Source organism: Chryseobacterium sp. GVT01B (assembly GCF_019970045.1).
In the GTDB taxonomy this organism is placed as follows: domain Bacteria; phylum Bacteroidota; class Bacteroidia; order Flavobacteriales; family Weeksellaceae; genus Chryseobacterium.
In genome coordinates, this window is the sequence record NZ_JAHXYI010000004.1 from 444,154 (window position 1) to 469,115 (window position 24,962).

A 24,962-nucleotide genomic window follows, 5' to 3' on the forward strand; every position below is an offset into this window, starting at 1 on the left:
ATCATGCTAAATACATTTTTTATCAAATAAATTTATTAAATTCGTAGAATATGTTATGTTAAAACGCAAATAAGAATATGCTTAAACAACACTTACAACTCAAATTAGGACAAAAGCTGGCCCCTCAGCAAATCCAGTTGATGAAGCTTATTCAACTTCATACTCTGGAATTTGAAGAGGAGTTGGAGAGAGAGTTAGAAGAAAACCCGGCTTTGGAAATTGCGAAAGAAGATTCTAAGGAGGATGAATATTCTTCCCTGGAAGATGCTTATAAGGATGAGGGTACAGAAAGCATTGAAACAGATTTCGACGTCAATGAATATATCTATGACGATGAACCAAGCTATAAAACCGCATCCAGCAACTATTCTCCGGATGATGAAGAATTTGACAATGAAAGTCTTCTCACGGAGGGACAGTCCTTGTACGACTATCTTACAGAGCAGATTCATCTGGTGAATATCAGTGATGAAGATCTTAAGATTGCAGAATACCTTATCGGGAACTTAGATACAGACGGATATCTTAGAAGAGAAATCAAGTCTATTGTTGATGATCTGGCTTTCTCACAAGGAATTTATACAACTAAAGAAAAAGTTGAGGATATTCTGGAGAACTATGTTCAGAAGCTGGACCCTTCCGGAGTAGGAGCAAGAGGCCTGCAGGAATGTTTATTGCTGCAAATTGAAAAGAAAGTAAGCTCAGATAAAGCAGTTTCTTTAGCTGCCAATATTTTGAGACATCAGTTTGAAGCCTTGACGAATAAACACTATAACAAGATCATTCAGAAATATGATATTGAAGAAGAAGATCTTAAAGATGCACTGGAAGAAATCTCAAAATTATCCCCGAAAGTAGGTGGGAATTTCGACACACAGACCATTACAATCAATCAGGAAATTATTCCGGATTTTGTGATTCAGGTAAAAGACGGATTAGTAATTCCTATGCTTAACAGCAAAAATGCACCTACGTTAAGAGTTTCTGAAGAATATAAAGATATTCTGACTACTTATTCCCATGATAAAAATTCATCGGAGCATAAGCAGGCTGCATTATTTATCAAACAGAAACTGGATGCAGCAAAATGGTATATAGATGCTATTAATCAGCGTCAGAATACCTTATTACAGACGATTACGGCGATTGTGAAATTCCAGAAGGATTATTTCATTACCGGAGACGAAAAGTCTCTGAAACCAATGATCTTAAAGGATGTTGCAGATATTACAGGATTTGATATTTCTACCATTTCAAGAGTCGTAAAAAGTAAATATGCAGATACTCCTAACGGTATTGTATATCTTAAAGACCTGTTTTCAGACAGCTTAACGAATGATGATGGAGAAGAAGTTTCTACCAAAGAGATTAAAACCCATCTTCAGGAAGTAATCAACAAAGAAAATAAAAGAAAGCCACTTACAGATGATGCATTAGTGGTAATCCTAAAAGAACAGGGTTATAATATTGCCAGAAGAACGATTGCAAAATATCGTGAACAGCTCAATATTCCTGTCGCAAGATTAAGAAAAGAACTTTAAAATATAAAAAAGCATTTCAATTTGAAATGCTTTTTTTATTATTGAACTTGTACTTATTTAAAGTTTTCACTCCTCCGTTTTAGCAAGTTGTTATCAATAATTTCAGTACCGTATTTCTACTGAATAAAATTCAATCCTTTATCCCGACATTTGGTTGATTAATCTTTAACTGAACCAATTAACCATTTTGCTTATGTCAACAAAAAACGTTCAATTTAGTGTTGAAGTGAAAAACATGACCATCACTTCAGGAAGTTTTCAAGTTTTTGGAATTGTTGAAAATTTCATTGGCGCTGTTAATAGCAAAACTTCATTTGAAAACAATACTTTCAATGTTGAAATTAAAAATGTAGAATCGGAATATTACGCTGTAACCGTTTGGGTACATGAATATATAATTCAAGATACTCTATACAAAATTGAAGGCGAACCCTTAAGTTTATTGGCAACATTCTATCTTCCTGATGTTATTGCTCCTGTCATTGTAAATCCCGAATCCTCTATCGCTTCAATCTATACATTTGCACGTATGGCGAAAGTAGATGATAATGGGACAGTTCATATTGCAGGTACCGAACGAAATATGAAAATCGCTTACGGGATGAAGAAGAATCTATACAAAACAGAAGGAGCCATCGGAGACATGATAAGCACATCACCGAATGGCTTTGAAACGAATAGTTATCCCATGTTCAATTCTTTATGTAATTTGTACTATTATTCTTTAACAAATCCAATCCTCACTACAGGAAAGCCTTTTTACAGACAGTTTTTAGATTTTGCCTGGCATGGGCCTTCTGAATCAAATAAAAATTTTCTTCAGGCTGTACGAAATGTATTACATGATCCCTGTAATAATGCCGTCAATATTTATAAAATGCTTATTGGTTTGAAAGAAATTTACCCGGATTCATTAGTCTCGATGAAAAATATGACTGATGATCAAAAAATTCCTAATAACTGGACACTTACACTAAAAAGCAATTCTTCAGGAGCTAAAAACTTTATCCCGAGTGGTGCTGCATTTGTTGTTTTTGATGCGGATGATAATGCATGGATCGCCAATAATTTCCGGGCCGGTTCTCCAGATTCGGGAACGCATTGTCCTGTGTATAAGTACGATGCTACACCTGCGGATTTTTCTCCGGTTCAGGGCGGTGGACTACTTGGTGTAGCTTTTGGAGCTGCAGTAAGCCCGGATAAAAAATATATTTCTTTCGGTAACTTCGGCTGGGGTTCGGAATATAACAATCCACAAGAGGGAAGTATCTCCCGTTTTTATTATAAAGACGGAAAACCGGTAAGTCCTTCCAATGGTTTTACATTAGGGCTTTCCCGTGTTCAGGGAATGGAATATGATAATCAAGGGAATTTATGGATGGCTTCAGTGGGCTGCCAGAAACCTTTTGCACCTGCCAATCCGGGAGTTTATCCTTTTGAAAACGAACCGAGTGCAGTAGTTGTTTATCTAAAACCGGAAGATGGTGACTTCGGGAAGGGTCCCACAGAAGCATTAACTCTTATCTGTAATGAATTTCCTGTAAAAAGATCACCAGACATGACTCCGTTACCTACCCAAACCCCTTACTTGAAAATATTTGATGTAATTCCTGATCATAAAGGGAGTGCATATGTGTCCTGTATTGGAAATTATGATAAAGATATTCCTGAAAACTGTGCTTTTTCAGCAGTTTATAAAGTTGCAATTGAAGGAAATCAATTGGTGGTAACAAATAGCTGGTTTAGCAATTACTCTGAAAGTGCCAATAAGCAGGAAGGTTACGAATCACTTCGTCAGATTGCAATAACTGGTAATGGCGATGTTGTTGTGGTAGGGGTGAGCAGCAGCCGTGCCACAGTTCTTAGCAAAGACCTTTCAGCCGTTTTGGGGTATTACGATGTCAATACTTATGCTCCCTGGGGAGTTAAAATAGATAAAAAGGAAACTGTTTTTCTAGCCAATTTTGGTCATGAAACAGATTTTAAGAATAATCCTGCGCTGGATATGCAGGGGCCTTTTGGAGTAACGATGCTTCGTAACCCGTCAAAACCGGAAACCGCCATGCTGCTTACTCTTCCTACGGGTGGTTCTGAAGTCACTTTGGCTAATGGATATCCTTTATATGGTACTCAGCGTAAACCAAAATTGCACGAAACAAAACATGAAGGGGTACAAATGCAGTGTTATCAGCCAATCATGAGACTGACTTCAACAAATATTGACGGTGCCGGAAATCTTTGGTGTATGAACAACTGGAAGCCGTCAACCCTTGTAGATGTTTTTGATAATCCCGGTGGTGATGGAGTAGTCATTTTTCTGGGAATTGCAGAACCTGAATAAGCCGATTAATTTATTTTGAACAATAAAGAATAAGCGATTATTCAAAAGCAAATTCATATAAAATTACATAACCATAAAAGGCACAAAAGTATTCATTTTAAGTATTTTCGTCTAATTAGTAATCCTAAAATGCTTCCGTTGAAAAGTTCATATAAGGTGAAAAATCAAACATTTTTATAAAACTAATTTGTACTTATTATGCATAAAGTTTGGCTCTGAAAAAACTTAAGTATTTTAAAACTTTTGTGCGTTTTGTGGTTAAAATTAAAATTTAGACAGGATCAATCTTTAAAACTGCCTAATTCAAGCTCTTTCATTGAGATTTCCCGCATTTCTACTTTTCTTATTTTGCCAGAAATAGTCATTGGGAACTCATCTACAAACTTCCAGTATTTCGGGACTTTATAGTGGGCAATTCTTCCTTTGCAGTATTCCTGAAGTTCCTCTGCTGTGATAGTGAATCCTTTCCTTACTTTTACCCAGGCCATCACTTCTTCTCCGAATTTTTCACTCGGAACTCCAATAATCTGAACATCAAGGATGTTGGTATAAGTATATAAAAAATCTTCAATTTCCTTAGGTGAAATATTTTCTCCGCCACGGATGATAAGGTCTTTTATTCTTCCTGAAATGGTAATATAACCGTCTTTATCCATTACTGCCATATCTCCGGTATGCATCCAGCGGGCATCATCCAGTACTTTTTTAGTATTTTCAGGATCATTCCAGTATTTCAGCATGACAGAATATCCTCTTGTACAAAGTTCACCATGTTCGCCACGTTTCAGGATTCTGCCATTTTCATCCACAATTTTTATTTCAAGATGATCCTGAACAGTTCCCACAGTACTGACCTGTTTCTCCAGCGGCGTTCCTATTAAAGTCTGGGTAGATACGGGTGAAGTTTCCGTCATTCCGTAGCAGATGCTCATTTCTTTAATATTCATCAGACTTTCTACCTTTTTCATAATTTCCGGAGGACATACTGATCCTGCCATGACACCCGTTCTTAAGCTTGAAAAATCATACTTATCAAAATCTTTTACTGCCAGTTCCGCAATAAACATAGTAGGAACACCATACAAAGAAGTACATTTTTCATCAGAAACGGCTTTTAAAGTAATTTCCGGATCAAAGCTGTCGTTGGGAATTACCATACAGGCTCCGTGGGCTGTGCAGCATATGTTTCCGATCACCATTCCAAAACAATGATAAAAAGGGACAGGAATACAGACACGGTCTTTCTCAGTATATTTTAACCGTATTCCGATAAAATATCCGTTGTTCAGGATATTATGATGAGAAAGTGTAACGCCTTTCGGGAAACCTGTAGTTCCGGAAGTATATTGAATATTAACAGGATCATCAAACTGTACATGTTCTTCAAAGCTGTGGAGAACTTCATCTGAAATATCCTGACCGTTATTGACAAATGCTTCCCAGTTTTCATCAAAGAATATTTCATGCTCAAGGGTTGGACATACTTCTTTGGCATATTCAACCATTTCTTTGTAGTTGCTGCTTTTAAAACTTAAAGAAGAGAAAATGAAACGGACTTCAGACTGATTAAGAACATAGGTGAGTTCATGAGTCCTGTAGGCCGGATTGATATTGACTAAAATAGTTCCTATTCTCGCAGTGGCATACTGCAAAAGAACCCATTCATAACGGTTGGAGGACCAGATTCCGATTCTGTCACCGGATTTTGCTCCCAAAAGCAGTAAAGCTTTTGCAACGGCGGTTGTCTGATTGTAAAATTCCTGGTATGTAGCTCTGTAATTCTGATGAACACAGACTAAGGCTTCCTGATGGGGATATTTTTCGACAGTACTTTTAAGATTGGCTCCGATGGTCTGTCCTAATAATGGAACCTCAGAAGTTCCATACACATAAGATAAGGGCATAGTTTAAGATTTGGTGGGCTAAAATTAATAATTATATCCCGAAATATGCCTATGTATATTAACTTTCCTGAGAATCTATTTCTTTAAGCTGCTTTAAATTTTTATCAAGCTTTTTAATAATTGTACCATATACCAGTCTGTAATAAAGCCAGATCATGGATATACCTAATAACGTACTGACAATAATTCCTACGATAATAATAGTAAGATTCGAGCCGCTAGGCTGTATATTCTGAGAGTTTAAAGTGTAAAATATGAAAGCGGTTAATACAAACGTAAATATCAACAATAATACAATACTGATCAGAATAAAAGCATTTACTGTTGTTTTGAATTTAATAATTCTGGTGATAAGCCCCTTTAGATTTTCCTCAATCTTGATTCTTCTGTAATTCTGGTAAAATTTCAATACAAAATAGGCTGTAATCAATAGACTTAAGACCTTTATAGCTAAATAAGCATGACCGAAGTTGTTTTCTACTTCAGGAGCTTCCTGGGCACCTAGTCTTTCCAGCATTTTACGGAAACTGTCAGATTCTTCTTCAGGAAAAAGATAAAAAAGACCTAATACGGAAAAGAATAAAAATTCTACAACGCTGATCCAGAAAATATATTTGATGTAATTACGTGACTTTCTATTCAACATCTGGAGAATCTCCTTGTCGTCATATTTAGGCTGTACAGGTTGTTCCTGCCATGTTTTTTTTAAACTATCTAGATCAAATTCAGGCATATTTTTCCATCTGTTCTTTAAGGGTTTTCTTTAATCTGTTCATTTTCACACGTGCATTGACTTCAGTGATACCGAGGTTTTCTGCAATATCCTTGTAAGGCAGATCGTCAAGATACATCATGACAATGGCTCTTTCTACATTAGGAAGAGTCTTGATTACAGTATACAAAAGTGATACCTGCTGCTGTTTTTCATCGTCATCTTCCACAAAATCCTTGTGGTTGATGTCCAGTTCATTCGTAGGAAGACTTTTGCTTTTTTTTCTAAAGAGGGTAATGGCTGTATTGAGCGCTACGCGATACATCCATGTGGAAATCTTGGAATTTCCTTTAAAGGAATCATAACTTCTCCACAGCTGTAAGACAATTTCCTGGAAAAGATCCTCTTCATCTTCCAGAGAATTGGTATACAGGCGCGATACTTTGATAATCAGACCCTGATTATCCTTGATAAGCTTCGCAAATTCTTTTTCTCTGGAATCCATAGATGTATAATGGCACGAAGATAATAATAAAGTGGTAATTGGTGAAAATTATAATGTAAAATCGTAAAAATGCAAAAAAAGAGAATTAATAATTTAGATTTCCCTCTCTGTTCTGGCTTTCTCCGCTTTCTTTGCGAAATTTATGTATCTTTGCATCCGCGAGAAAATCGGCTTGTTGATTTCCCGTTTTACGGGAGGTAGGAAAGTCCGGACACCATAGAGCAGCAAAGCGGATAACATCCGTCACCCGTGAGGGTAGGACAAGTGCAACAGAAAGCAAGTACAGTTCGGCTGTAGTGAAACCAGGTAAACTCTTTGCGGTGCAATGGTAAGTATATCGGTTCTTTTCAGTAATGGAAATAGGGGCGGCTCGTCCTGAAAACCGAGGGGTAATCAGCTCAAGTGCTGCAGCAATGTATCACGTAGATAAATAACAGGCACTTCTTCGGAAGTACAAAATCCGGCTTATAGATTTTCTCGTTTTTTTAATATAATCTTCCTCAAATTTTATTCTTACAATCAAATCTGTTTTCATAATTAATTGTGAAATAGATTTATATAAGTCTAATATAAGACTTGTGTAAAACCAAATAAGACGAATAGAGGATTTTTATATTTTTCTGTTATCACACATTTGTATAAACAAATAAAAATGAAAACAGAAATCACATTACATTCAGTTCCTGAGGAAAAACCTGGTTATATTCTTATTCTACTCTATATTGCCTTTGTATATGGACTATTTTGGGCAATTGACCAATGTCTGACTTATTTTTTTAGTGATATTACCCATGTTGTCCTGATAAAGATTCTTAATAAAATAATATGGATCGGATTGATGTTTTTAAATTATCTGATCGTAAAACATTTCCTTTATCTGATAAGAAAACAAACAAAACGTCCGGTTATTTATCCTGCTTTAAACATCTCAAAAGAAGGAATAACTTATTACCCGGAAAATAGGAAAGCCGAATGGGGAACTATTTCAGAAATACAGATTATAGATTCTATATTGTCTGTAACCGTAGATTTTGATTCTAAAAAAGATTTTAAACTTAATCTTTTTAATACAGATCTTCAGAAGCAAATGAAGCAGGAAGATTTTGAAAAACTATTGGAATATCATTATAAAAAAGAAATTTATACTTATATTACTCCTGTGTCTTGTGGTTGTGGTTGTTGATTTTAATATAGAAACTTACAAAATGAAAACAGAAATCACTTTATATAAATCCAGACAAAGAAAACCGGGATATGTGACGATTATTTTCTTTATGTTTATATCACTTGCCTTATTAGCTGCTCTTTGTGCACTAATCTATCTTTTGCTGACAAGTAGTGATTCCTTTAAGTTTTTAATCTCAATTATTGTACTTGTATTGCTATCAGCTCTCTTTTATGGTTCAGTAAAAATCTTAATCAGATGCATTACAGAACAGAGAACCCCGAAAGAAGAAGCTGTAGAAATACTATCCATCACCCAAACAGGAATTTTTAACCATAAAGCAAAACAGCAATTGATATGGGATGAAATTTCTGAAATTCAGATTGTTGATGCTGTTATTTCGGTGACAGTAGATTTGTATCCCGAAAAAGATTTTCAATTACATTTAGGAGATACAGATGTTTATACGGATATGACCAGGGATGATTTTGCAGAATTACTTCAAGGTCATTACAAAAAAGAAATTTATACCTATAATAGTCCTTTATCCTGTGGATGCGGAGGTTGATAGAGTTTATATTAATTACCAGAATTACCAATTAAAATGTGACATTATGAAACCCGAATTTACTTCCGTTTTATTGGATAACAAACAGTTAGATTATGACCGGAATCCTTTGTGGGGGAGGATTTCAGCGTATCAGATTGATCAGGCTGATGTCATCATTCCATTTTCCAGAAAATTGGCTCAGACTGAAGGGTGGACGAGGAGATTCTGCCTGCTTGCTATTGAAGAATATAAAAAGTTTGTTTATTTGTGCTGTATCTCAAAAAACGGAGCTTCCCCGTCGATCGTAGTAGATAAAGTATGGCATATGCATTTGCTTTATACCACCGAATACTGGAAAGAATTCTGTCCTAACATCCTTGAAAGAGAGCTGCATCATTTCCCAAATGTAGGTGGAATTAATGATTATCATAAGCATCAGGACTGGTATCTGGAAACATTAAAGCTTTACATCAATATCTTCAGGCAGAATCCACCCGAAGTTTTCTGGCGAATTCCAAAGGAAATCATACCATTCCTGCTACCGGAAAATGGGAATAAGATAAAAATTACCGGACAATTTACATGGAAAAAAACCTTTGAAAAATTACATTCAAAGGTCTTTAATTATATTCATAACAGATCAGATTTGAAATAAATCATAACTGATTATTCTGCCATTAATTGCTTTTTAGCCTTTTGAAGATCTTCCGTGTCTTTATCAGAAAGTGTAGGATATTTGAGATTCATTTTTTCAAGGGTATCGATAATGATCTGGATAGCAGCCACTCTTGCAAACCATTTGTTGTCGGCAGGAAGTACATACCATGGAGAATGATCTTTTGATGTTTCATTGATGGCTGTTTCATAAGCTTCCATATACTGGTCGAATAATGCTCTTTCCGGAAGATCTCCTGCAGAGAATTTCCAGTTTTTTTCCTGCTCATCAATTCTGTCCAGAAGCCTTTTTTTCTGCTCATCCTTAGAAACATGTAAAAAGATCTTTACAACCGTTGTTCCGTTCTGTGAAAGATGTTTTTCAAAATTCCTTATACTTTCATATCTGTTTTCCCAGAATTTATTGTCGAAATCTTTTACCGAAGACCATGTTTTTTCACTTAAATTATATTCTGGATGTACTTTGCAAACCAGAACACTTTCATAATGAGAGCGGTTGAAAATCCCTATCATTCCTTTCTGTGGTAATGCAAGATAATGCCTCCATAAAAAGTCATGAGAATATTCTTTAGAACTTGGTGTTTTAAAACTGGTCACATTACAGCCCTGCGGATTTACCCCTCCGAAAACATGTTCTATCATACTGTCTTTTCCTGCTGCATCCATAGCCTGTAATATAACCAGAAGAGACTGGCTTCCGTCAGCATATAATTTTTCCTGCAGCTCACGAAGCTTTTCTTTCTCCTGAATCAGCATTTGCTCTCCGTCTTCTTTGGTGAGCTTTCCTTCATAAGATGTTGAAGTTTTTTTTATTGAAAATTTTCCACTTACCTTAAAGTCATCTGAGAAATTGGTGTCCATATATTTTTAAGATTAAAAGATTAAAAGATTAAAAGATTAAAAGATTAAAAGATTAAAAGATTAAAAGATTAAAAGATTAAAAGATTAAAAGATTAAAAGATTAAAAGATTAAAAGATTAAAAGATTAAAAGATTAAAAGATTAAAAGATTAAAAGATTAAAAGATTAAAAGATGTTGTTATTAAAATTCAATAGGGGGGCTTTAGCCCACCTTTAAAATATAATAAATCCAAAAGGCTTCAGCCAAAACCTAAATAATATATTAGATAAATATCAACGCCATTCCCTACCACCTGTTATCCGCTATCTGCCACCTAAACAAACATAAATGTAATAAAAAAACCGCCTCTATGGAGACGGTTTCTTTATTTTTTTGAGTAGAGATTACTTCGCAGCAGCCTTTTTAGCTAGTTTAGCAGCTTTTTTCTCAGCTTTAGCAGCTTCTTTCTGCTCTGCAGGAGTCAATACTTTTGCTTCAGCAACAGGAGCAGGAGCATTAGCGTCTACATTACCTTTAATGTAGATTACACTTCTACTGTTTACAGGGTCGTTAGAGAAAACCTCAATCATTTTGTTGAAACCTCCAGGAATAGCAGTGTTGTATCCAACTTTGATCTTAGCGGATTTACCCGGCATAATAGGATCTTGGCTGAACTCAGGAGTTGTACATCCACAAGAAGGCTTTACGTTTGAAAGAATCAAAGGCTTATCACCTGAATTCGTTACAGTAAAGAATCTCGTACCATCAGCGTTAGGCTTAATAGTACCGTAATCGAAAGTTGTTTTATCAAATGTAATCGTTTGTGCAGATGCAATTGCAAATGTCCCGAATAATGCAATTCCTGCAATTAGTTTTTTCATATTCTTGAATGTTAATACGTTTGTTAGATAAATTTTGTGAAACAAAGTTAAAAATTATTTTAATTCATGCTTAAAAATTTTTTTCTTTAGACTATTTTTGCAAATTGCAAGCCAAAGAAATAGAATTTATGCAGATTTCAGAAAAGTACAATCCACAGGAAACAGAACAGAAATGGTACAATTACTGGTTGGAAAATAAATATTTCCACTCAGAACCTAATGACAAACCACCATATACCATAGTCATTCCTCCTCCAAATGTGACGGGGATATTACACATGGGACATATGTTGAACAATACCATTCAAGATGTTCTGGTCCGTCGTGCAAGAATGCGCGGATTTAATGCTTGTTGGATTCCGGGAACAGATCACGCTTCAATTGCTACCGAAGCTAAAGTTGTTGCTAAATTGAAGTCTGAAGGAATCAATAAGTCAGATATTACCCGTGAAGAATTTCTAAAACATGCCTGGGACTGGACTCACAAATATGGAGGAACCATCCTTGAGCAGCTGAAAAAACTGGGATGTTCTTGTGATTGGGACAGAACCCGTTTTACCATGGAAGATAATCTTTCAAAGCAGGTTATTATAAGCTTTGTAGATCTGTATAATAAAGGAAAGATCTACAGAGGATACAGAATGGTCAACTGGGATCCTGAAGCAAAGACCAATATTTCTGATGAAGAAGTAATATTCAAAGAACAGAACGGAAAACTTTATTTCCTTAAATATAAAATTGAAGGTTCAGAAGAGTTCCTTTCAGTGGCTACTACACGTCCTGAAACTATTTTTGGGGATACTGCGGTATGTATCAATCCTAATGACGAAAGATACGCCCACTTAAAAGGTAAAAACGTAATTGTACCGATTGTAAACAGAGTAGTTCCTATCATTGAAGACGAATATGTTGATATTGAATTCGGAACCGGAGCTTTGAAAATTACACCGGCACATGATGTGAATGACTACGAAATCGGACAGAAACATCAGCTGAAAATGATTGATGCGCTGGATGATGACGGAAACCTTAATGAGCACGGATTGCATTATGCCGGAAAGAACAGATTTGATGTAAGAAAGCAGATTGCAAAAGAACTTGAAGAAAAAGATCTTTTACTGAAAGCTGAAGACTATGTAAATAAAGTAGGAACTTCAGAAAGAACAGGTGCCGTAATTGAACCTAAAATTTCTGTACAGTGGTTTCTTAAAATGTCTGAACTGGCTAAGCCTGCTTTAGATGTGGTAATGGATGATGACGTAAAATTCTATCCTGAGAAATTTAAAAATACCTACAAACACTGGATGGAAAACATCCGTGACTGGAATATTTCCCGTCAGCTATGGTGGGGACAGCAGATTCCTGCTTTTTACTACGGAACAGGAGATGAAGATTTTGTTGTAGCTGAAACAGCTGAAGAAGCTTTAGAATTAGCAAAACAAAAATCAGGAAATTCAGAACTAACTCTGGAAAATTTAAGACAGGATCAGGATACATTAGATACATGGTTCTCTGCCTGGCTATGGCCAATGTCTGTATTTGAAGGGCTTTTAGATCCTGAAAATAAAGATATCAAGTATTATTATCCTACTTCTGATCTGGTAACTGCCCCCGATATTATTTTCTTCTGGGTGGCAAGAATGATCATGTCCGGATTAGAATACAAAAAAGAGGTTCCATTCAAGAATGTTTACTTTACAGGAATTGTAAGAGATAAGCAAAGAAGAAAAATGTCCAAATCTTTAGGGAACTCTCCGGATCCTATTGAATTAATGGAAAAATATGGTGCTGATGGTGTACGTGTAGGAATTCTATTGAGTTCAGCAGCAGGAAATGACCTTCTTTTTGATGAAGACTTAATGCTTCAGGGAAGAAACTTTATGACCAAAATCTGGAATGCATTCCGTTTGGTCAATATGTGGAATCATGAGGATAAACCGGCAATTGCTACAGATAACCAGGCTATTGAATGGTTTGAAAATAAACTGAACAAAACAATCGTTGAAATTAATGATCAGTTTGAGAAGTTCAGAATTTCTGATGCGCTGCATTTGATCTATAAATTAATTTGGGATGATTTTTGTGGTTGGTATCTTGAAGCAGTCAAGCCTAACTATGGAGAGGGAATTTCTAAAGAAGTATATAATAAAACAATCTATTTCTTTGAAGAATTGATGAAGCTGCTTCATCCGTTCATGCCATTCCAGTCTGAAGAAATCTGGCAGTTGATTTCTGAAAGAAGTATTGATGAAGCGCTTGTTATTGCTCAGCAGAAGGATGCAGATAGCTTTAGTGAAGAAGTTATTAAAAACTTTGAAATCACAGCTGAATTGATTTCAGGAGTTAGAAATTACCGTCAGACAAAAGGAATTTCGCCAAGAGAAGCTGTTGAGGTTTATACCAATGCATCTGAATTTGTCAATGAAGCAGTAGTAAGAAAACTGGCTAATATTTCTGAAATCCATTTTGGACAGAAAACAGATAAGCCTAGCTTTACTTTCCTGGTAGGAGCGACTGAGGTTTCTATTCCTTTAAGTGAAAACTTAGATTTAGGAGAAGAAAAAGCAAAAACTGAAGAAGAATTGAAATACTTAAAAGGGTTCTTAATTTCAGTAGAAAAGAAGCTTTCTAATGAGAAATTTGTTGCCAATGCTAAACCTGAAGTTGTAGAGGGTGAGCGTAAGAAGCAGAAAGATGCTCAGGATAAAATTGCGATCCTTGAAGAGAAACTGAAAAGTTTGTAAAATATAGACAATAATTTTGTCAGAAATCTCAGGCTGGATACAGATGAAAATTGTATCCAGCCTGATGGTTTAAAGAATAAATAAAATGACACATATAGAAAACATAAAAAAACTATTCTCGAAGGATTTTGTAGAAAATCCGTTGTTAGAAAGTTTTGAAGCAGGAAAGATTTACCTTTCCAGTGGAAAGTTGGTTGCCTGCGATCCATTGATCACCAATGATATGCTTCCTTTCACTACAGAATTTCCGAAGGGAGATTTTTCTGTGATCGTGCACAAAGAAAGAAACAGTAACTGTGTGGCTTATGCTGAAATCATATTCAATAATTCTGAAATTAAAGAATGGAAACTGGCAACCACAGCAGGACAGAATATAAAAGATCTGGCCAAAGAAGAAATCTTTGGTTATCCTGTAGAAAGCGGGATGGGATGTTTTATGGATGTTGATACTCAAAACAGTCTCAATGAACTTGAACAGAGATTATTCCAGAATAAAGGCGGAGATTTTATGGGAATCTACGAAGAATTTTTCCATGAGTATTTCTTTGATGAAAACGGAGCTATTGACCAATATGCTTTTCTGAAACCTGCAAAGGAACATCCCGGAACTATATTTGCTTTTGAAACCGGATATGGTGAAGGATTTTATGCCAGCTATATAGCCTATGATCAAAATCAACTGCCTGTGAAAATAATTACTGAATTTATAGAAATAAGTTAATTTAAAATTAGTTATTTTTGGAACACGATTTTGTCAGTTATAAATTTTAAAGCTAATACAAAACACAATGAATTTCTCATCAGAACAACCCCGAATTATTGTTGTGGGCAGCTCATCCATAGATTTGGTTCTTGAAACCGAAAAACTTCCTTCACCCAACGAAACGGTTTTGGCCGTTAAGTCAGATAGCTATTTTGGGGGTAAAGGAGCTAATCAGTCGGTAGGTACTGCCAGGCTGGGTGCCAGTGTGTACTTTATAGGATGTGTGGGGATGGATCCCCTTGGACAGCAGATTATGAGAAATCTGGTAAGTGAAAATGTAAATGTAGGTTTTGTACATGAAACAGATAAAGATGCTACAGGAACAGCTTATGTAACTACTTCTCATGGCAATGCAGCTATTGTTGTTGTACCGGCAGCCAATAAATATCTCAGCAAATCACATATAGACGAAGCAGATAAGTATTTTAATACTGCAGACCTTGTATTGGTACAGCTTGAAGTTTCTATGGAGGTGGTAGAGCATACCGTTAAAAAAGCCAAGAAATATGGTAAAAAAGTTGGCCTATATGCTTCTCCTGCAATGAGAGTCAGTGAAGAAATTTTAGAAAAGGTTGATTTTATTGTAGCTAAGAGCAACGAGTTATATACCATTTTCGGAGAAGAAAAAAGGGAAGAGGTCCTTAAGAAATATTTCAATAAAGTTTTTGTAAGAGATGATACCAACTCAACCATTTATTTCGATGGCACAGAAATGAAATATTACAGAAACGATAAAGATGAGAAAGTTTATAAAATGGGAATGGGTGATGCATTTACGTCAGGATTTGCTATTGCGCTTTGCCATGGAAACTCTATTGAAGAATGTGTGAAATTTGGAAATGAAGTTTCCTCAAGAGTTTCCGGAGGTAAAGGTTCTCAGACAGGGCTGCCAAGAATGTCAGATTTCTTTTCTTAAAGCTATTTACGACATATCAAAAGTCTGAAACTTAACATAAAAATATAAGTAAAAATGTCCACTTTTATAGTGGATTTTTTCTTTTTATACTATGGAAAAACTAATATTGACCACAGAAGACCATATTTCTCTGGCTGTCCATCTCTTTAAACCGGAAAAAAGTAATGGGAAACTATTGCTGATCAATTCGGCAACAGGTGTAAAACAGCAGGTGTATTTTTCTTTTGCCAGTTATTTTTCTGAACAGGGATTTACAGTGATTACCTATGATTACAGGGGAATAGGACTTTCCAAGCCGAAAGATATGAGAGGATTTCATGGTTCTATGAGATTGTGGGGCTCAAAGGATTATAAAGCATTAACCCAATATATCAAAACAGATTTTAAAGACTATAAAAAGTTTTGCTTAGGCCATTCTGTAGGTGCTTTAATTCTGGGAATGAACGAAGACTCTGAAATTTTTGAAGAATTTGTTTTTGTGGGAACACAAAATGCTTTTGTGGGTAATCTGAAATGGAGAACAAAAATTGAGGCATACTTTGGCTTTGGAATCGTTCAGCCATTAACCACTTCATTATTAGGGTATTTTCCGGCACATTGGTTTGGACTGGGAGAAAGTCTTCCAAAAAATTGCGCATATGACTGGAGAACCTTAATTTTAAACAAGAAATCAACCAACCGACTGTTGGAGAAAATTGATGACTTTTCTAAAAAATTGACACAAAAAGTATTTGTAATCCGTGCAGAAGATGATGTCTGGCTGACAGAAAAAGGAGTTTTAAGCTTATTAAATAATACCTATCCTAATCTTAAACCAATTTACAGATTGGTCGCTGTTTCAGAATCTGATAAAAAGAAAATCGGACATGTCAATTTTTTTAGAAGTTACAACAGTAAACTCTGGGATATTATTTTAAATGAACTGATAGATAAATGAAAAGTACGATTGACAATACAATAGCATTTGTAAAAGAAAAATTAGAAGGAGCAGAAGCGGGACATGACTGGTTCCACATCGAAAGAGTCTGGAAACTGGCTGCACAAATAGCAAAAACCGAAGATTGTGATAAAGAGGTGGTAGAATTATCTGCTCTTCTTCATGATATCGCAGATCCTAAATTTCATAATGGTGATGAGACTATTGCTCCCAAAATATCCAGAGCATTTCTTGAAGAACAGAATGTTCCCGAAGAAACAATCCTTAAGGTTTTATTTGTGATTGAAAATATTTCATTTAAAAACAGAGATCAGGCACCGACAAATCCACCTATTGAACTTAAAATTGTGCAGGATGCCGACCGTATTGATGCAATTGGAGCTATCGGAATTGCCAGAACATTTAATTTCGGAGGCTTTAAGAATAACCTGATGTACCATCCGGATATGAAGCCTAAATTGGGAATGTCGAAAGAAGAATATAAAAAGTCTGATGGCACAACCATCAATCATTTCTATGAAAAACTATTGCTTCTGAAAGATATGATGAACACCGAAAAAGGGAAAAAAATGGCCGAAGAAAGACATGATTATATGCTGAATTTCCTCGACCAATTTTATAAAGAATGGAATGTAGATTAGAAAATATTATACCCCAGAATTAAAGAAAAAGATTTAAGATCTGCATGAGGAAGATCCTTATACAGAATGTTAGTACGATTATTAAATCTTGCTTCTATACTAAATTTGTTATTGTAATTAAATCCTGCACCAAGAGAAGAACCTCTGAAACTTTGACTAGAAGCAAGAGCTATCTTATCAAATACAGCTCCATCGTAATCAACATCTATGGAAGATGGTGAGCTGGTTCTTATGTTGAAAGCATTGATCGTGGCATTAACAAAGATTTTTGATTTATCATTCAAAAACATAGAATATCTTATTCCTACTGGAATATTAATAGAAGAATAGCTATCCATTGTAATACTATACAGATTGTCATCTGTTGGGATAGTTGTTCTTTTATTGGTATACTGTGAATACGTAGGCTCAAGAATGACAGACCATTTATTTTTGTTAAATGGTAAAATCAATTCAGCTTCCAGACCTAGTCTGAAATTAGATTTTGAAGAAAAGCCAGAGTTAGGATAAGATTCTTCTAATTTTAGCGGTGCATAAAAATTAATTCCCGGCCTGATATTAAGGTTGAATTTTACCTGTTTTTTATTTTCTGTAAAATTCTGATCATTGGTTTGATTAGTAATTGTACCATCAGAATTTTTACTATTATAAGCCTTAAATATTTTTGTTAAACTAGAGGCTGTATATTGTGTTCTGTTTACTAATGTCTGGATATCACTGTTATCAGAAAAAATATTTTTTAACTGATCAAGATATTGATCATTGGTAGCAACCTGGGAACTATTCCCATTAAAAAAATATTTTTTATAAATTAATGGATGAATGATAGAATCTGATTCAGAATAGAAATATCTTGTAATATGGCCTTTATAAGTATATAGTTTTTTACTTCCGGTAACAAGTTCTTTCAGGAATACTGAACTTTTTACAAACTTAGGCTCATTGGTATGGGAAAAGCTGGAAATATCATCTGATGAGTAGTCGATATCACCAGTATAACTAACGTATTTGGCATCATTGTATATCCCGAATTCTTTAATTGTAGATGGTATTCCCTTATCTTCAGCTGAGTTTTCATCTGTTTTAAAAACAAAATTATCAGGATTGTTTACCCATCCTTTATTTTTAATGAGAACCTCTTTTTTTACGTTATTTTGGTTTATAATATATCCTTTTTCGAATTTGACTTGAGCGTAAAATGAAGCTATACTAAAGAAAGTGACCGCTGAGAGTATTTTTTTCATGGTTAGTTAAAATTAAAATATGGGCGCAAATATAAATAAAATGGAGAGAAGAAGTATCTTTGTAGAATATGACACTCATTATTTTTATAATATTTCTGGCATCTGTTCTTTCTCTGGTTTTATTTAAGGTGAAATCGGGTAGTATGGCCAAGTGGGCGAAGCTGTTTCGTATTGTAACAGTAGTTTTTTCAATTTCTGTTTTTACGTACTGGTTTATTAAGAAAAGTGCTGTGGCATTTGTGGATAATTCTGTAGGACTGCAGGTTGTCAATAAGCTTCCTCAGGCATTAGATTTTTATCTGATTAATGTAAATAAAGCAGACCAAAATACAACTCTTGAGCCCAAACATATCGGGAAAATACGTCCGGAATACTACAGAATAGAATACCTGAAAATGGATAAGTCTGATGAATACTGGATTGTAGGATATCTTGGGAAGAAAAATCTGGTGTACTTTTCCCAGCATTCCGTACCGAATAAAAATATAGATCAGATTGTAGAGGTACAGAATTACATCAATCAAAGTATGAAACTTTCTGAATCGGCAAAAAAGCAGGTAGATGCTTACAATTATGAAAACACAAAACTGGGAATCTGGATTACACTGGATTTTCTTCTTTTGTTTCTCAATCTGGTGTTGCTTCTGAAGAAAAATAAATAGGAATAGAATAAATGGGAAATAAGTACTATAAATAGACTCATTTCCCATTGTTATTTTTGCTAAGGATAATCCAGGATCTGCATAATTTGTTCCTTAAATTCCTCCGGACAGGATCTGACAAGTTTGTCTTTGCTTTGTTTACTGATTTCTTTTTGGGTAACCCATTCCGTTTTATTGGAATTCAAACTGTGATGATCATATACTCTTTTTATGGTGTTGTTTTCATAAAAAATATATTCATCACCAAGCCAGTTATTGGCAATACTGATTTTGCAAATTTCTTTTTCCATGATTTATGTTTTTAAAGTATAATGCACCGTGAAATACATTACACTCTAATTTACGAATTTATTCGTTATGAAAAAGAAGTTTGTATCTATCTTTATCCCGTACCCGATTTATATTATCTAAAATAATGTACCTGTACTTTCCGTGGCCATTTGTGGAATATGAATATCAATTTTCCATTCTTCATTCAGCTTCTTGATAAAATATGCGGATAATAGAGGTGATGCTTTTTCAATATTCTGGTGTACGAAAAAGTAGAGATTCTGAAGACCTTCTTTCTTCCATTTAGTAAGATGTTTCAACCAGTCATCCAATCTTTCATAATCACTTTCTGCATTGGCTCCTACGTAACGGATAAAGGCATTAGGCGTAGTAAGGCGCATATGAAGCATATCTCTTCTTCCGGCAGTATCTACGATGATGTTGGTGATGTTATGAGCTTCAAAGAGTTCACAGGTTGTATTAAGGATTTCCTCATCAGTAAACCATTCTGTATTTCTGAGTTCTATGGCTAAAGGAACTTCTTTTGGCCATTCTTTTACAAATTTTTCCAGTCTGTCATAATCTTTAGGTTTAAAATTATCATGAAGCTGAAGAAAAGCCATTCCCAGTTTTTCATCAAAATTGATCACTGCCGAAGCAAAATGAGTCACCGGATCAGTCACATCAATCAGTCTTCTGAAATGAGAAACCGTATTGGTGATCTTAGGGAAAAATTTAAAATTCTCAGGAGTTTTTTCTTTCCATGTTTTTACCTGATCCGGAGTGGGCATTCCGTAGAAAGTTGCATTCAGTTCAATAGAATTAAACTGAGTCGCATAATAGGTCAGTTCATCTTTAGTTCCTTTAGGATAAAATCCCTTAAGGTCCGTTTTATTCCATTTTGCACATCCGATAGAAATATTTTCCAGTCCTTTTTTATTAAGAGCCAGCATTTCCTTGGTTTTAGGATGATCTTTTGGTAATGTGAAATCTATTTTTGATGGGTCTTCTACTTGTCCGAATTTCATATCTGTAGTTTTGGTATTAAACAATAAACACAAATATAAACCAAAAAAATCATAGAATTTTCTATGATTTTTAATGGAAATAATTGTATTGAAGATACTTATTTTTTAATGATTTTTTTGGTAACCTGAGTTTTATCAGTAGTAATTTTTATTACATAAACAGCAGTAGGATAGCTGTAAAGATCAATGTTTACAATAGTCTGATTAAAGTTTCTGTCAAAAATAATTCTCTCCTGAGAATCAATAAGTTTTATATTTTTTATAGGAGTATCTGAGCTGACCTGTAGAATATCTTTTACCGGATTAGGGAAGACTTTGATCTGTTTTGTTTTGAAGTTTGCGTTGTCACTCTTTAAGAAAGAATTGCTGCAGTTTGTGGTAAATGTAATATCAGGGTATATGGTCTGGAGTTCATTCAGTTGAGAATCATCCACACAAACGGATAAATTAGAGTTGTTATTGGTGAGATCAATCAAATCTTCTGTAGAACCGTTTCTCAGATTAGCAGAAGTAAGATTAGACATATTCCATAAAGTAGCGGATTCCAGATGTGATGATGTGGAAAGATCAAGCTGGGTAATCTGAGGACAGGTATTAAAATGTACATTCTTCAGATTAATATTAGCAGCAGTATTGATTGGGGTAAGCAAAGGTAGATTTGCTAATGTTAATGATTCTAAATTTGTATTATTTGAAGTATTCACTGAAGTAAGAAGATCATTATAGGAAAGGCTCAAAGATTGCAGAGAAGTGCAGTCCTGGGTATTCAGAGTGGATATTTTTGTGTTGCTTACCGCAATATCTTTAAACCCGGTACATTGGCTGAGGTTGATGTTTTCTAAATTAGAGAACATATACCCGATTGACAGATTCTGTAGTCCCGGACAGTTTTCTAAATCAAGTTTTCTTAAATCGTTATTATTGTCGAATGAGAAATTCGTGAGTGCAATACAGTTGTTGGTGAAAATGTTCTGAAGATTGTTTTCGCCTTGTGTACCGTTGCTTATAAAACGATCCGTTTTTAGAGTATGCAGATAAGAAAGGTTACTTGTGTTTACCGTATTCATATATCTGCAAGAATTAGTGAGATCAATGCTTTCCAGTTTTTGAGCGGCGCTGAAGTTTATAGTATTGGTGATCTTTTGATTAAATGCCTTCAGGATTTTCAGTTTTGGAAGTCCTGCAAGGTTTAAAGTATTGACATCCCCGAAATAAACTCCGGAAGTGGTAGAGTATATGTATCTGTTATAGAAAGAGCAATCTAATTCTTCAAGGTTAATCAGTCCTGCTGTACTAAAATCAATTGAGGGTGCATTCAGTCCCATTATTTTCTTTAAAGAAGAACAGCCATTAAGGTTTACATTGGAGAAATAGGATCCTGTTGATTCATAATGATCTGTATCTGCAATGATCTCCTGCAGGTTTGTGCAATTATTAGCGATCAGTTCAATATTCTGTTCTGGATTACCCGAAGAACTGAAACCTCCTGTTACTGAAATTTTGGTTAAAGTATTCAGATTAGGAACAGTAATTTTTTCCAGAAATTTACAGGAATCAAATGTAAGAGTTTGAATATTGGAATTCTCAATGTACAGTTCCTTGAGCTCGGCAGAACTAATCACTGCATTACTGTTGATTTGTTGACAGTTTTTTATTCTTAAGCTGTTTTCATCAGGGGTCCATTGATTACCAGAGATTTGATAGGCGATGATATCGGCGATATTCTGAATTCCTGAACAGTTGTCAAAAGAAAGATTAATAGGAGATGCCATATATTGACCTCCCTGTGATAAGTCATAATAAAAAGGTCTTCCCTGAACTTTTTTGATTTTAGTATTGTTTGTAAAGCTGATGTTGGCAGTCTTGGTATTCCAAAAATAAAGTTCCTCGAGATTGGAGAACAGTAACGCATCTGAAATCCCATCTGGCAGATGGCTGTTGTAGTATGTACTGTTGATGTTATTCGGATCAAATGTATCACCATTAGGATCAATATACATTTGGCCGGAATCTAACCTGATCGTCAGAACTTTAACCTGTTGCGCTTCTGAAGGCTGAATCTCTCCATCTCCGTTATTGTCTATGGCAATAGAATTTCCGTTAAAGTCTTGTGCAATCTGGTTTGTTGTGTTTGAGCTTAGAAGTAAAGCTTTAAATTTTGCATCAGAAAAATTCAGATTCTGGGAGTAAGCGATAGAAAATCCGCTTACCCATAAGGTAAATAAAAGTTTTTTCATATTTGAGTTTTAGTTATCAGATAATGTTACAAATCCCTTTGTGTACAATCGGATGCCGTAAATATAATATCTTTTTTTAAAAAAGATTCCTTTTAGTTGCTTATGTGCTGATTTCTTGATTTTAAATAAAAATGAATAATAAAAATTTATTATGATTTAAATTTATTTTAAATATTTGGGATTTTGGTGTCAATTTTTAATTTTTAAGAAAGGAATGTCTCTTAATTTTTTTGCATAAATGACCTGCAAAAGCTCTGATAAATAAAAAAGCACACTAAAAAGTGTGCTTTTTTAAATATAGTGTGTTTATTACTTGATCCTATGCCTCACAGCTTGAACATGACACGAAGTTAACCATCATTTCTTTTGAAACAGATGAGCTTCTTTGGTAGTAAAGTGTTTTCACTCCTTTTTTCCAAGCTTCAATATAAAGATAGTTAACATCTTTTACAGGCATTGTAGAAGGAATCTGAAGATTCAGTGACTGTGCCTGGTCAATGTATTGCTGTCTCTGTGCCGCCTGAGAGATGATCTCCATCGGAGAGATTTCTTTGAATGTTTTGAATACTGCCTTTTCTTCAGGGGTAAGCTCATTCAAATGCTGTACAGATCCATGGTTAAGCATGATTGTTCTCCATGTTTCCTCGTTATCCAATCCTTTTTCTTTCAATAGTTTTGCAAGGTATTTGTTCTTACGCATAAAGTTTCCTTTTGCAAGACCCGCCTTATAATAGTTAGAAGAGAAAGGCTCAATTCCCGGGGAAGTCTGCCCTAAGATTGCAGAACTTGAAGTGGTAGGAGCAATAGCCATTGTGGTGGTATTTCTTAATCCGTATCCTTTCAATACTTCAGGCTCTCCATAGATGTTGGCAAGCTCTCTTGACGCCTGCTCAGCCTGATCTTTGATATGTCTGAATGCTCTTGCGTTGAACTGAGTCGCCTCAAAGCTTTCAAACGGAATCATATTTTTCTGTAAATAAGAATGGTATCCTAAAACTCCTAATCCAAGAGCTCTGTGACGCATCGCAAAGTTTCTTGCACCCTGTAAGTAATAGTTACCTTCAGTTTTATCAATAAATTCAGATAGAACTGCATCCAGGAAGTATACTGCTAATTTTACAGCATCCGTATCTTTCCACTCATCATACAGTTCAAGGTTCATAGAAGACAGACAGCAGATGAAAGACTCTTCCATAGTAGATGGAAGCATGATTTCAGAACAAAGGTTACTTGCGTTCACCGTCATTCCCAAATCTTTATAAACCTGAGGTTTATTTCTGTTTACGTTGTCTGTGAAGAAAATATACGGAAGACCTTTTTGTTGACGGCTTTCTAATACTCTTGCCCAAACTTTACGTTTCTCCATATCACCGTCTATCATATCCTGCATCCAGTAATCTGGTACACATACTCCGGTAAACAGGTTCTGAATCGGGCTACCGATATCTTTAATGGATAAAAATTCTTCAATATCTCCGTGGTCAATATCTAAGTAAGCAGCAAAAGCACCTCTTCTTACCCCTCCCTGAGAAACCACATCCATAGCCGTATCAAAAAGCTTCATGAATGAAACTGCTCCTGAAGACTTTCCGTTGTCAGTTACAGCTGTTCCTCTGTTTCTTAATTCTCCGAAATATCCTGAAGTACCTCCTCCGATTTTAGTCTGCATGATTACTTCACCCATTTTGTGAGTAATCCCTTCAATGCTGTCCGGAATGTGAGCGTTGAAACATGAGATAGGAAGACCTCTTTCAGTTCCCATATTTGCCCATACAGGAGAAGAGAAACTGATCCATCCTTTTGTGATCATTTCTTTGAATGCCGGTTGAAGTTCAGGTTTGTATAACCTTTTTGCAGCGGCAGTGGTAATTCTGTCGATAGCTCCGTCTACCGTTTCACCTTTCAACAGATATCCTCTGTTCAGCATCTGCTCAGACTCTTCATTGAGCCACCATATATTTGAATTTTGCTCTTCCATAGATGTTATATTTTCGAATTCCGGAATGAGAGAATCACTCCGGAATTTTGTTTTTTATAGTATTGATTGTAAAATTTCTACTTTGTGGGAACCGTTCAGCCCGCTTTCGTCTCTTAATCTCTGAAACTCTTTAAAAGACGGAACATTCAAAACTTCATGCTGAACTTCTTCATTAATGTAGTTTGAATAATGTACAAAAGTAACACCATCTTCCTTTACAAAAACTTTGTATTCAAATGTGGAAGAATCTAAATTCTTGAAATCTTCCAGAAACTTTTGGATATTAGTTTTGTTGTTTGGAACAAATTCCGGGTTTACCGTATAGCTTACTATTACATTGATCATCTCTTCTGTATTTGTGCTTTATTAATGAACTGATTTCCGTTAACTGATCAGAAAGGAATAAATCCTGATACTGACTGCTTTGA

General features: G+C 35.1%; 22 protein-coding genes and 1 other RNA gene. 12 read left to right on the plus strand and 11 right to left on the minus strand.

Annotated elements, in window-relative coordinates; translation table 11 throughout:
* Positions 1-77: 77 nt before the first annotated feature.
* Both rpoN and LC457_RS11940 read left to right on the plus strand, forming a co-directional pair.
* On the plus strand, positions 78-1,541 hold the full coding sequence (gene rpoN, locus LC457_RS11935; RefSeq protein ID WP_184556878.1) for an RNA polymerase factor sigma-54: 1,464 nt from the start codon (positions 78-80) through the stop codon (positions 1,539-1,541).
* A gap of 193 nt (positions 1,542-1,734) precedes the next feature.
* Positions 1,735-3,882, plus strand: a complete 2,148-nt coding sequence (locus tag LC457_RS11940; RefSeq protein ID WP_223600024.1) for a hypothetical protein — start codon at positions 1,735-1,737, stop codon at positions 3,880-3,882.
* Positions 3,883-4,163: 281 nt separating this feature from the next.
* Here LC457_RS11940 and LC457_RS11945 read toward each other — a convergent pair whose 3' ends face one another.
* Genes LC457_RS11945 through LC457_RS11955 form a run of 3 tightly spaced genes read right to left on the minus strand, consistent with a single transcriptional unit; the run spans position 4,164 to position 7,003 of the window.
* Entirely contained in the window at positions 4,164-5,786 is a 1,623-nt protein-coding gene (locus LC457_RS11945; RefSeq protein ID WP_223600025.1) for an AMP-binding protein, read from the minus strand.
* Positions 5,787-5,844: 58 nt separating this feature from the next.
* A complete protein-coding gene (locus LC457_RS11950) occupies positions 5,845-6,519 on the minus strand; it encodes a hypothetical protein (protein WP_047420793.1) in 675 nt (224 codons plus the stop codon).
* Positions 6,512-7,003 (minus strand): RNA polymerase sigma factor, encoded by a 492-nt coding sequence (locus LC457_RS11955; RefSeq protein ID WP_047386784.1) that lies wholly within the window; start codon positions 7,001-7,003, stop codon positions 6,512-6,514. Before LC457_RS11955 ends, LC457_RS11950 begins: the two co-directional genes overlap by 8 nt.
* 159 nt (positions 7,004-7,162) lie before the next feature.
* Here LC457_RS11955 and rnpB point away from each other — a divergent pair.
* The 4 genes from rnpB to LC457_RS11975 all read left to right on the plus strand — a co-directional run bounded on the left by rnpB (position 7,163) and on the right by LC457_RS11975 (position 9,373).
* Positions 7,163-7,487: RNase P RNA component class A (gene rnpB, locus LC457_RS11960), an RNA gene on the plus strand.
* A 168-nt stretch (positions 7,488-7,655) separates the two neighbouring features.
* Positions 7,656-8,186 (plus strand): hypothetical protein, encoded by a 531-nt coding sequence (locus LC457_RS11965; RefSeq protein ID WP_223600026.1) that lies wholly within the window; start codon positions 7,656-7,658, stop codon positions 8,184-8,186.
* 22 nt (positions 8,187-8,208) lie between these two features.
* Complete coding sequence (locus LC457_RS11970) at positions 8,209-8,736, plus strand: hypothetical protein (RefSeq protein WP_223600027.1); 528 nt, start codon at positions 8,209-8,211, stop codon at positions 8,734-8,736.
* Positions 8,737-8,782: 46 nt separating this feature from the next.
* The gene (locus LC457_RS11975; RefSeq protein WP_223600028.1) at positions 8,783-9,373 is read left to right on the plus strand and encodes a hypothetical protein; all 591 of its coding nucleotides are present in this window, start codon (positions 8,783-8,785) and stop codon (positions 9,371-9,373) included.
* Positions 9,374-9,384: 11 nt separating this feature from the next.
* Here the strand turns inward: LC457_RS11975 and LC457_RS11980 are convergent, their stop codons facing one another.
* The gene (locus LC457_RS11980; RefSeq protein ID WP_223600029.1) at positions 9,385-10,254 is read right to left on the minus strand and encodes a polyphosphate kinase 2 family protein; all 870 of its coding nucleotides are present in this window, start codon (positions 10,252-10,254) and stop codon (positions 9,385-9,387) included.
* Between the two features lie 383 nt (positions 10,255-10,637).
* Positions 10,638-11,114, minus strand: a complete 477-nt coding sequence (locus LC457_RS11985; protein WP_047386795.1) for a DUF1573 domain-containing protein — start codon at positions 11,112-11,114, stop codon at positions 10,638-10,640.
* Between the two features lie 128 nt (positions 11,115-11,242).
* Between LC457_RS11985 and LC457_RS11990 the strand changes: the two genes are divergently transcribed.
* The 5 genes from LC457_RS11990 to LC457_RS12010 all read left to right on the plus strand — a co-directional run bounded on the left by LC457_RS11990 (position 11,243) and on the right by LC457_RS12010 (position 17,115).
* Positions 11,243-13,858: a valine--tRNA ligase gene (locus LC457_RS11990; protein ID WP_223600030.1), complete on the plus strand. Its 2,616-nt coding sequence runs from the start codon at positions 11,243-11,245 to the stop codon at positions 13,856-13,858.
* Positions 13,859-13,943: 85 nt separating this feature from the next.
* The gene (locus LC457_RS11995) at positions 13,944-14,579 is read left to right on the plus strand and encodes a DUF4241 domain-containing protein (RefSeq protein WP_223600031.1); all 636 of its coding nucleotides are present in this window, start codon (positions 13,944-13,946) and stop codon (positions 14,577-14,579) included.
* 67 nt (positions 14,580-14,646) lie between these two features.
* Positions 14,647-15,537 carry a ribokinase gene (locus LC457_RS12000; RefSeq protein WP_223600032.1) on the plus strand — a complete coding sequence of 297 codons (891 nt, stop codon included), beginning with the start codon at positions 14,647-14,649 and terminating at the stop codon, positions 15,535-15,537.
* A 91-nt stretch (positions 15,538-15,628) separates the two neighbouring features.
* Positions 15,629-16,474 (plus strand): serine aminopeptidase domain-containing protein, encoded by an 846-nt coding sequence (locus LC457_RS12005; RefSeq protein ID WP_223600033.1) that lies wholly within the window; start codon positions 15,629-15,631, stop codon positions 16,472-16,474.
* Positions 16,471-17,115: an HD domain-containing protein gene (locus LC457_RS12010; RefSeq protein WP_223600034.1), complete on the plus strand. Its 645-nt coding sequence runs from the start codon at positions 16,471-16,473 to the stop codon at positions 17,113-17,115. The genes LC457_RS12005 and LC457_RS12010 overlap by 4 nt, the downstream gene beginning before the upstream one ends.
* Here the strand turns inward: LC457_RS12010 and LC457_RS12015 are convergent.
* Entirely contained in the window at positions 17,112-18,359 is a 1,248-nt protein-coding gene (locus tag LC457_RS12015; protein WP_223600035.1) for an outer membrane beta-barrel protein, read from the minus strand. The two genes, LC457_RS12010 and LC457_RS12015, sit on opposite strands and share 4 nt — an antisense overlap.
* 143 nt (positions 18,360-18,502) lie before the next feature.
* Here LC457_RS12015 and LC457_RS12020 point away from each other — a divergent pair, with 143 nt between their 5' ends.
* Positions 18,503-19,021 (plus strand): hypothetical protein, encoded by a 519-nt coding sequence (locus tag LC457_RS12020; protein WP_223600036.1) that lies wholly within the window; start codon positions 18,503-18,505, stop codon positions 19,019-19,021.
* Between the two features lie 59 nt (positions 19,022-19,080).
* Here the strand turns inward: LC457_RS12020 and LC457_RS12025 are convergent, their stop codons facing one another.
* From LC457_RS12025 to LC457_RS12045, 5 genes are all read right to left on the minus strand, one after another.
* Complete coding sequence (locus LC457_RS12025; protein ID WP_223600037.1) at positions 19,081-19,311, minus strand: hypothetical protein; 231 nt, start codon at positions 19,309-19,311, stop codon at positions 19,081-19,083.
* Between the two features lie 117 nt (positions 19,312-19,428).
* Entirely contained in the window at positions 19,429-20,319 is an 891-nt protein-coding gene (locus LC457_RS12030; protein WP_223600038.1) for a DUF72 domain-containing protein, read from the minus strand.
* Between the two features lie 98 nt (positions 20,320-20,417).
* Complete coding sequence (locus LC457_RS12035; RefSeq protein WP_223600039.1) at positions 20,418-22,556, minus strand: T9SS type A sorting domain-containing protein; 2,139 nt, start codon at positions 22,554-22,556, stop codon at positions 20,418-20,420.
* 319 nt (positions 22,557-22,875) lie between these two features.
* Positions 22,876-24,534, minus strand: a complete 1,659-nt coding sequence (locus tag LC457_RS12040; protein WP_047386822.1) for a ribonucleoside-diphosphate reductase subunit alpha — start codon at positions 24,532-24,534, stop codon at positions 22,876-22,878.
* Positions 24,535-24,588: 54 nt separating this feature from the next.
* On the minus strand, positions 24,589-24,879 hold the full coding sequence (locus tag LC457_RS12045) for a hypothetical protein (protein WP_223600040.1): 291 nt from the start codon (positions 24,877-24,879) through the stop codon (positions 24,589-24,591).
* Between the last annotated feature and the right edge of the window lie 83 nt (positions 24,880-24,962).

Excerpts from the sequence above, each read along its gene's own strand:
- rpoN (WP_184556878.1), top strand. The coding sequence starts at position 78 with ATGCTTAAACAACACTTACAACTCAAATTAGGACAAAAGCTGGCCCCT.
- LC457_RS11940 (WP_223600024.1), top strand. The coding sequence starts at position 1,735 with ATGTCAACAAAAAACGTTCAATTTAGTGTTGAAGTGAAAAACATGACC.
- LC457_RS11945 (WP_223600025.1), bottom strand. The coding sequence starts at position 5,786 with ATGCCCTTATCTTATGTGTATGGAACTTCTGAGGTTCCATTATTAGGA.
- LC457_RS11950 (WP_047420793.1), bottom strand. The coding sequence starts at position 6,519 with ATGCCTGAATTTGATCTAGATAGTTTAAAAAAAACATGGCAGGAACAA.
- LC457_RS11955 (WP_047386784.1), bottom strand. The coding sequence starts at position 7,003 with ATGGATTCCAGAGAAAAAGAATTTGCGAAGCTTATCAAGGATAATCAG.
- LC457_RS11965 (WP_223600026.1), top strand. The coding sequence starts at position 7,656 with ATGAAAACAGAAATCACATTACATTCAGTTCCTGAGGAAAAACCTGGT.
- LC457_RS11970 (WP_223600027.1), top strand. The coding sequence starts at position 8,209 with ATGAAAACAGAAATCACTTTATATAAATCCAGACAAAGAAAACCGGGA.
- LC457_RS11975 (WP_223600028.1), top strand. The coding sequence starts at position 8,783 with ATGAAACCCGAATTTACTTCCGTTTTATTGGATAACAAACAGTTAGAT.
- LC457_RS11980 (WP_223600029.1), bottom strand. The coding sequence starts at position 10,254 with ATGGACACCAATTTCTCAGATGACTTTAAGGTAAGTGGAAAATTTTCA.
- LC457_RS11985 (WP_047386795.1), bottom strand. The coding sequence starts at position 11,114 with ATGAAAAAACTAATTGCAGGAATTGCATTATTCGGGACATTTGCAATT.
- LC457_RS11990 (WP_223600030.1), top strand. The coding sequence starts at position 11,243 with ATGCAGATTTCAGAAAAGTACAATCCACAGGAAACAGAACAGAAATGG.
- LC457_RS11995 (WP_223600031.1), top strand. The coding sequence starts at position 13,944 with ATGACACATATAGAAAACATAAAAAAACTATTCTCGAAGGATTTTGTA.
- LC457_RS12000 (WP_223600032.1), top strand. The coding sequence starts at position 14,647 with ATGAATTTCTCATCAGAACAACCCCGAATTATTGTTGTGGGCAGCTCA.
- LC457_RS12005 (WP_223600033.1), top strand. The coding sequence starts at position 15,629 with ATGGAAAAACTAATATTGACCACAGAAGACCATATTTCTCTGGCTGTC.
- LC457_RS12010 (WP_223600034.1), top strand. The coding sequence starts at position 16,471 with ATGAAAAGTACGATTGACAATACAATAGCATTTGTAAAAGAAAAATTA.
- LC457_RS12015 (WP_223600035.1), bottom strand. The coding sequence starts at position 18,359 with ATGAAAAAAATACTCTCAGCGGTCACTTTCTTTAGTATAGCTTCATTT.
- LC457_RS12020 (WP_223600036.1), top strand. The coding sequence starts at position 18,503 with ATGGCCAAGTGGGCGAAGCTGTTTCGTATTGTAACAGTAGTTTTTTCA.
- LC457_RS12025 (WP_223600037.1), bottom strand. The coding sequence starts at position 19,311 with ATGGAAAAAGAAATTTGCAAAATCAGTATTGCCAATAACTGGCTTGGT.
- LC457_RS12030 (WP_223600038.1), bottom strand. The coding sequence starts at position 20,319 with ATGAAATTCGGACAAGTAGAAGACCCATCAAAAATAGATTTCACATTA.
- LC457_RS12035 (WP_223600039.1), bottom strand. The coding sequence starts at position 22,556 with ATGAAAAAACTTTTATTTACCTTATGGGTAAGCGGATTTTCTATCGCT.
- LC457_RS12040 (WP_047386822.1), bottom strand. The coding sequence starts at position 24,534 with ATGGAAGAGCAAAATTCAAATATATGGTGGCTCAATGAAGAGTCTGAG.
- LC457_RS12045 (WP_223600040.1), bottom strand. The coding sequence starts at position 24,879 with ATGATCAATGTAATAGTAAGCTATACGGTAAACCCGGAATTTGTTCCA.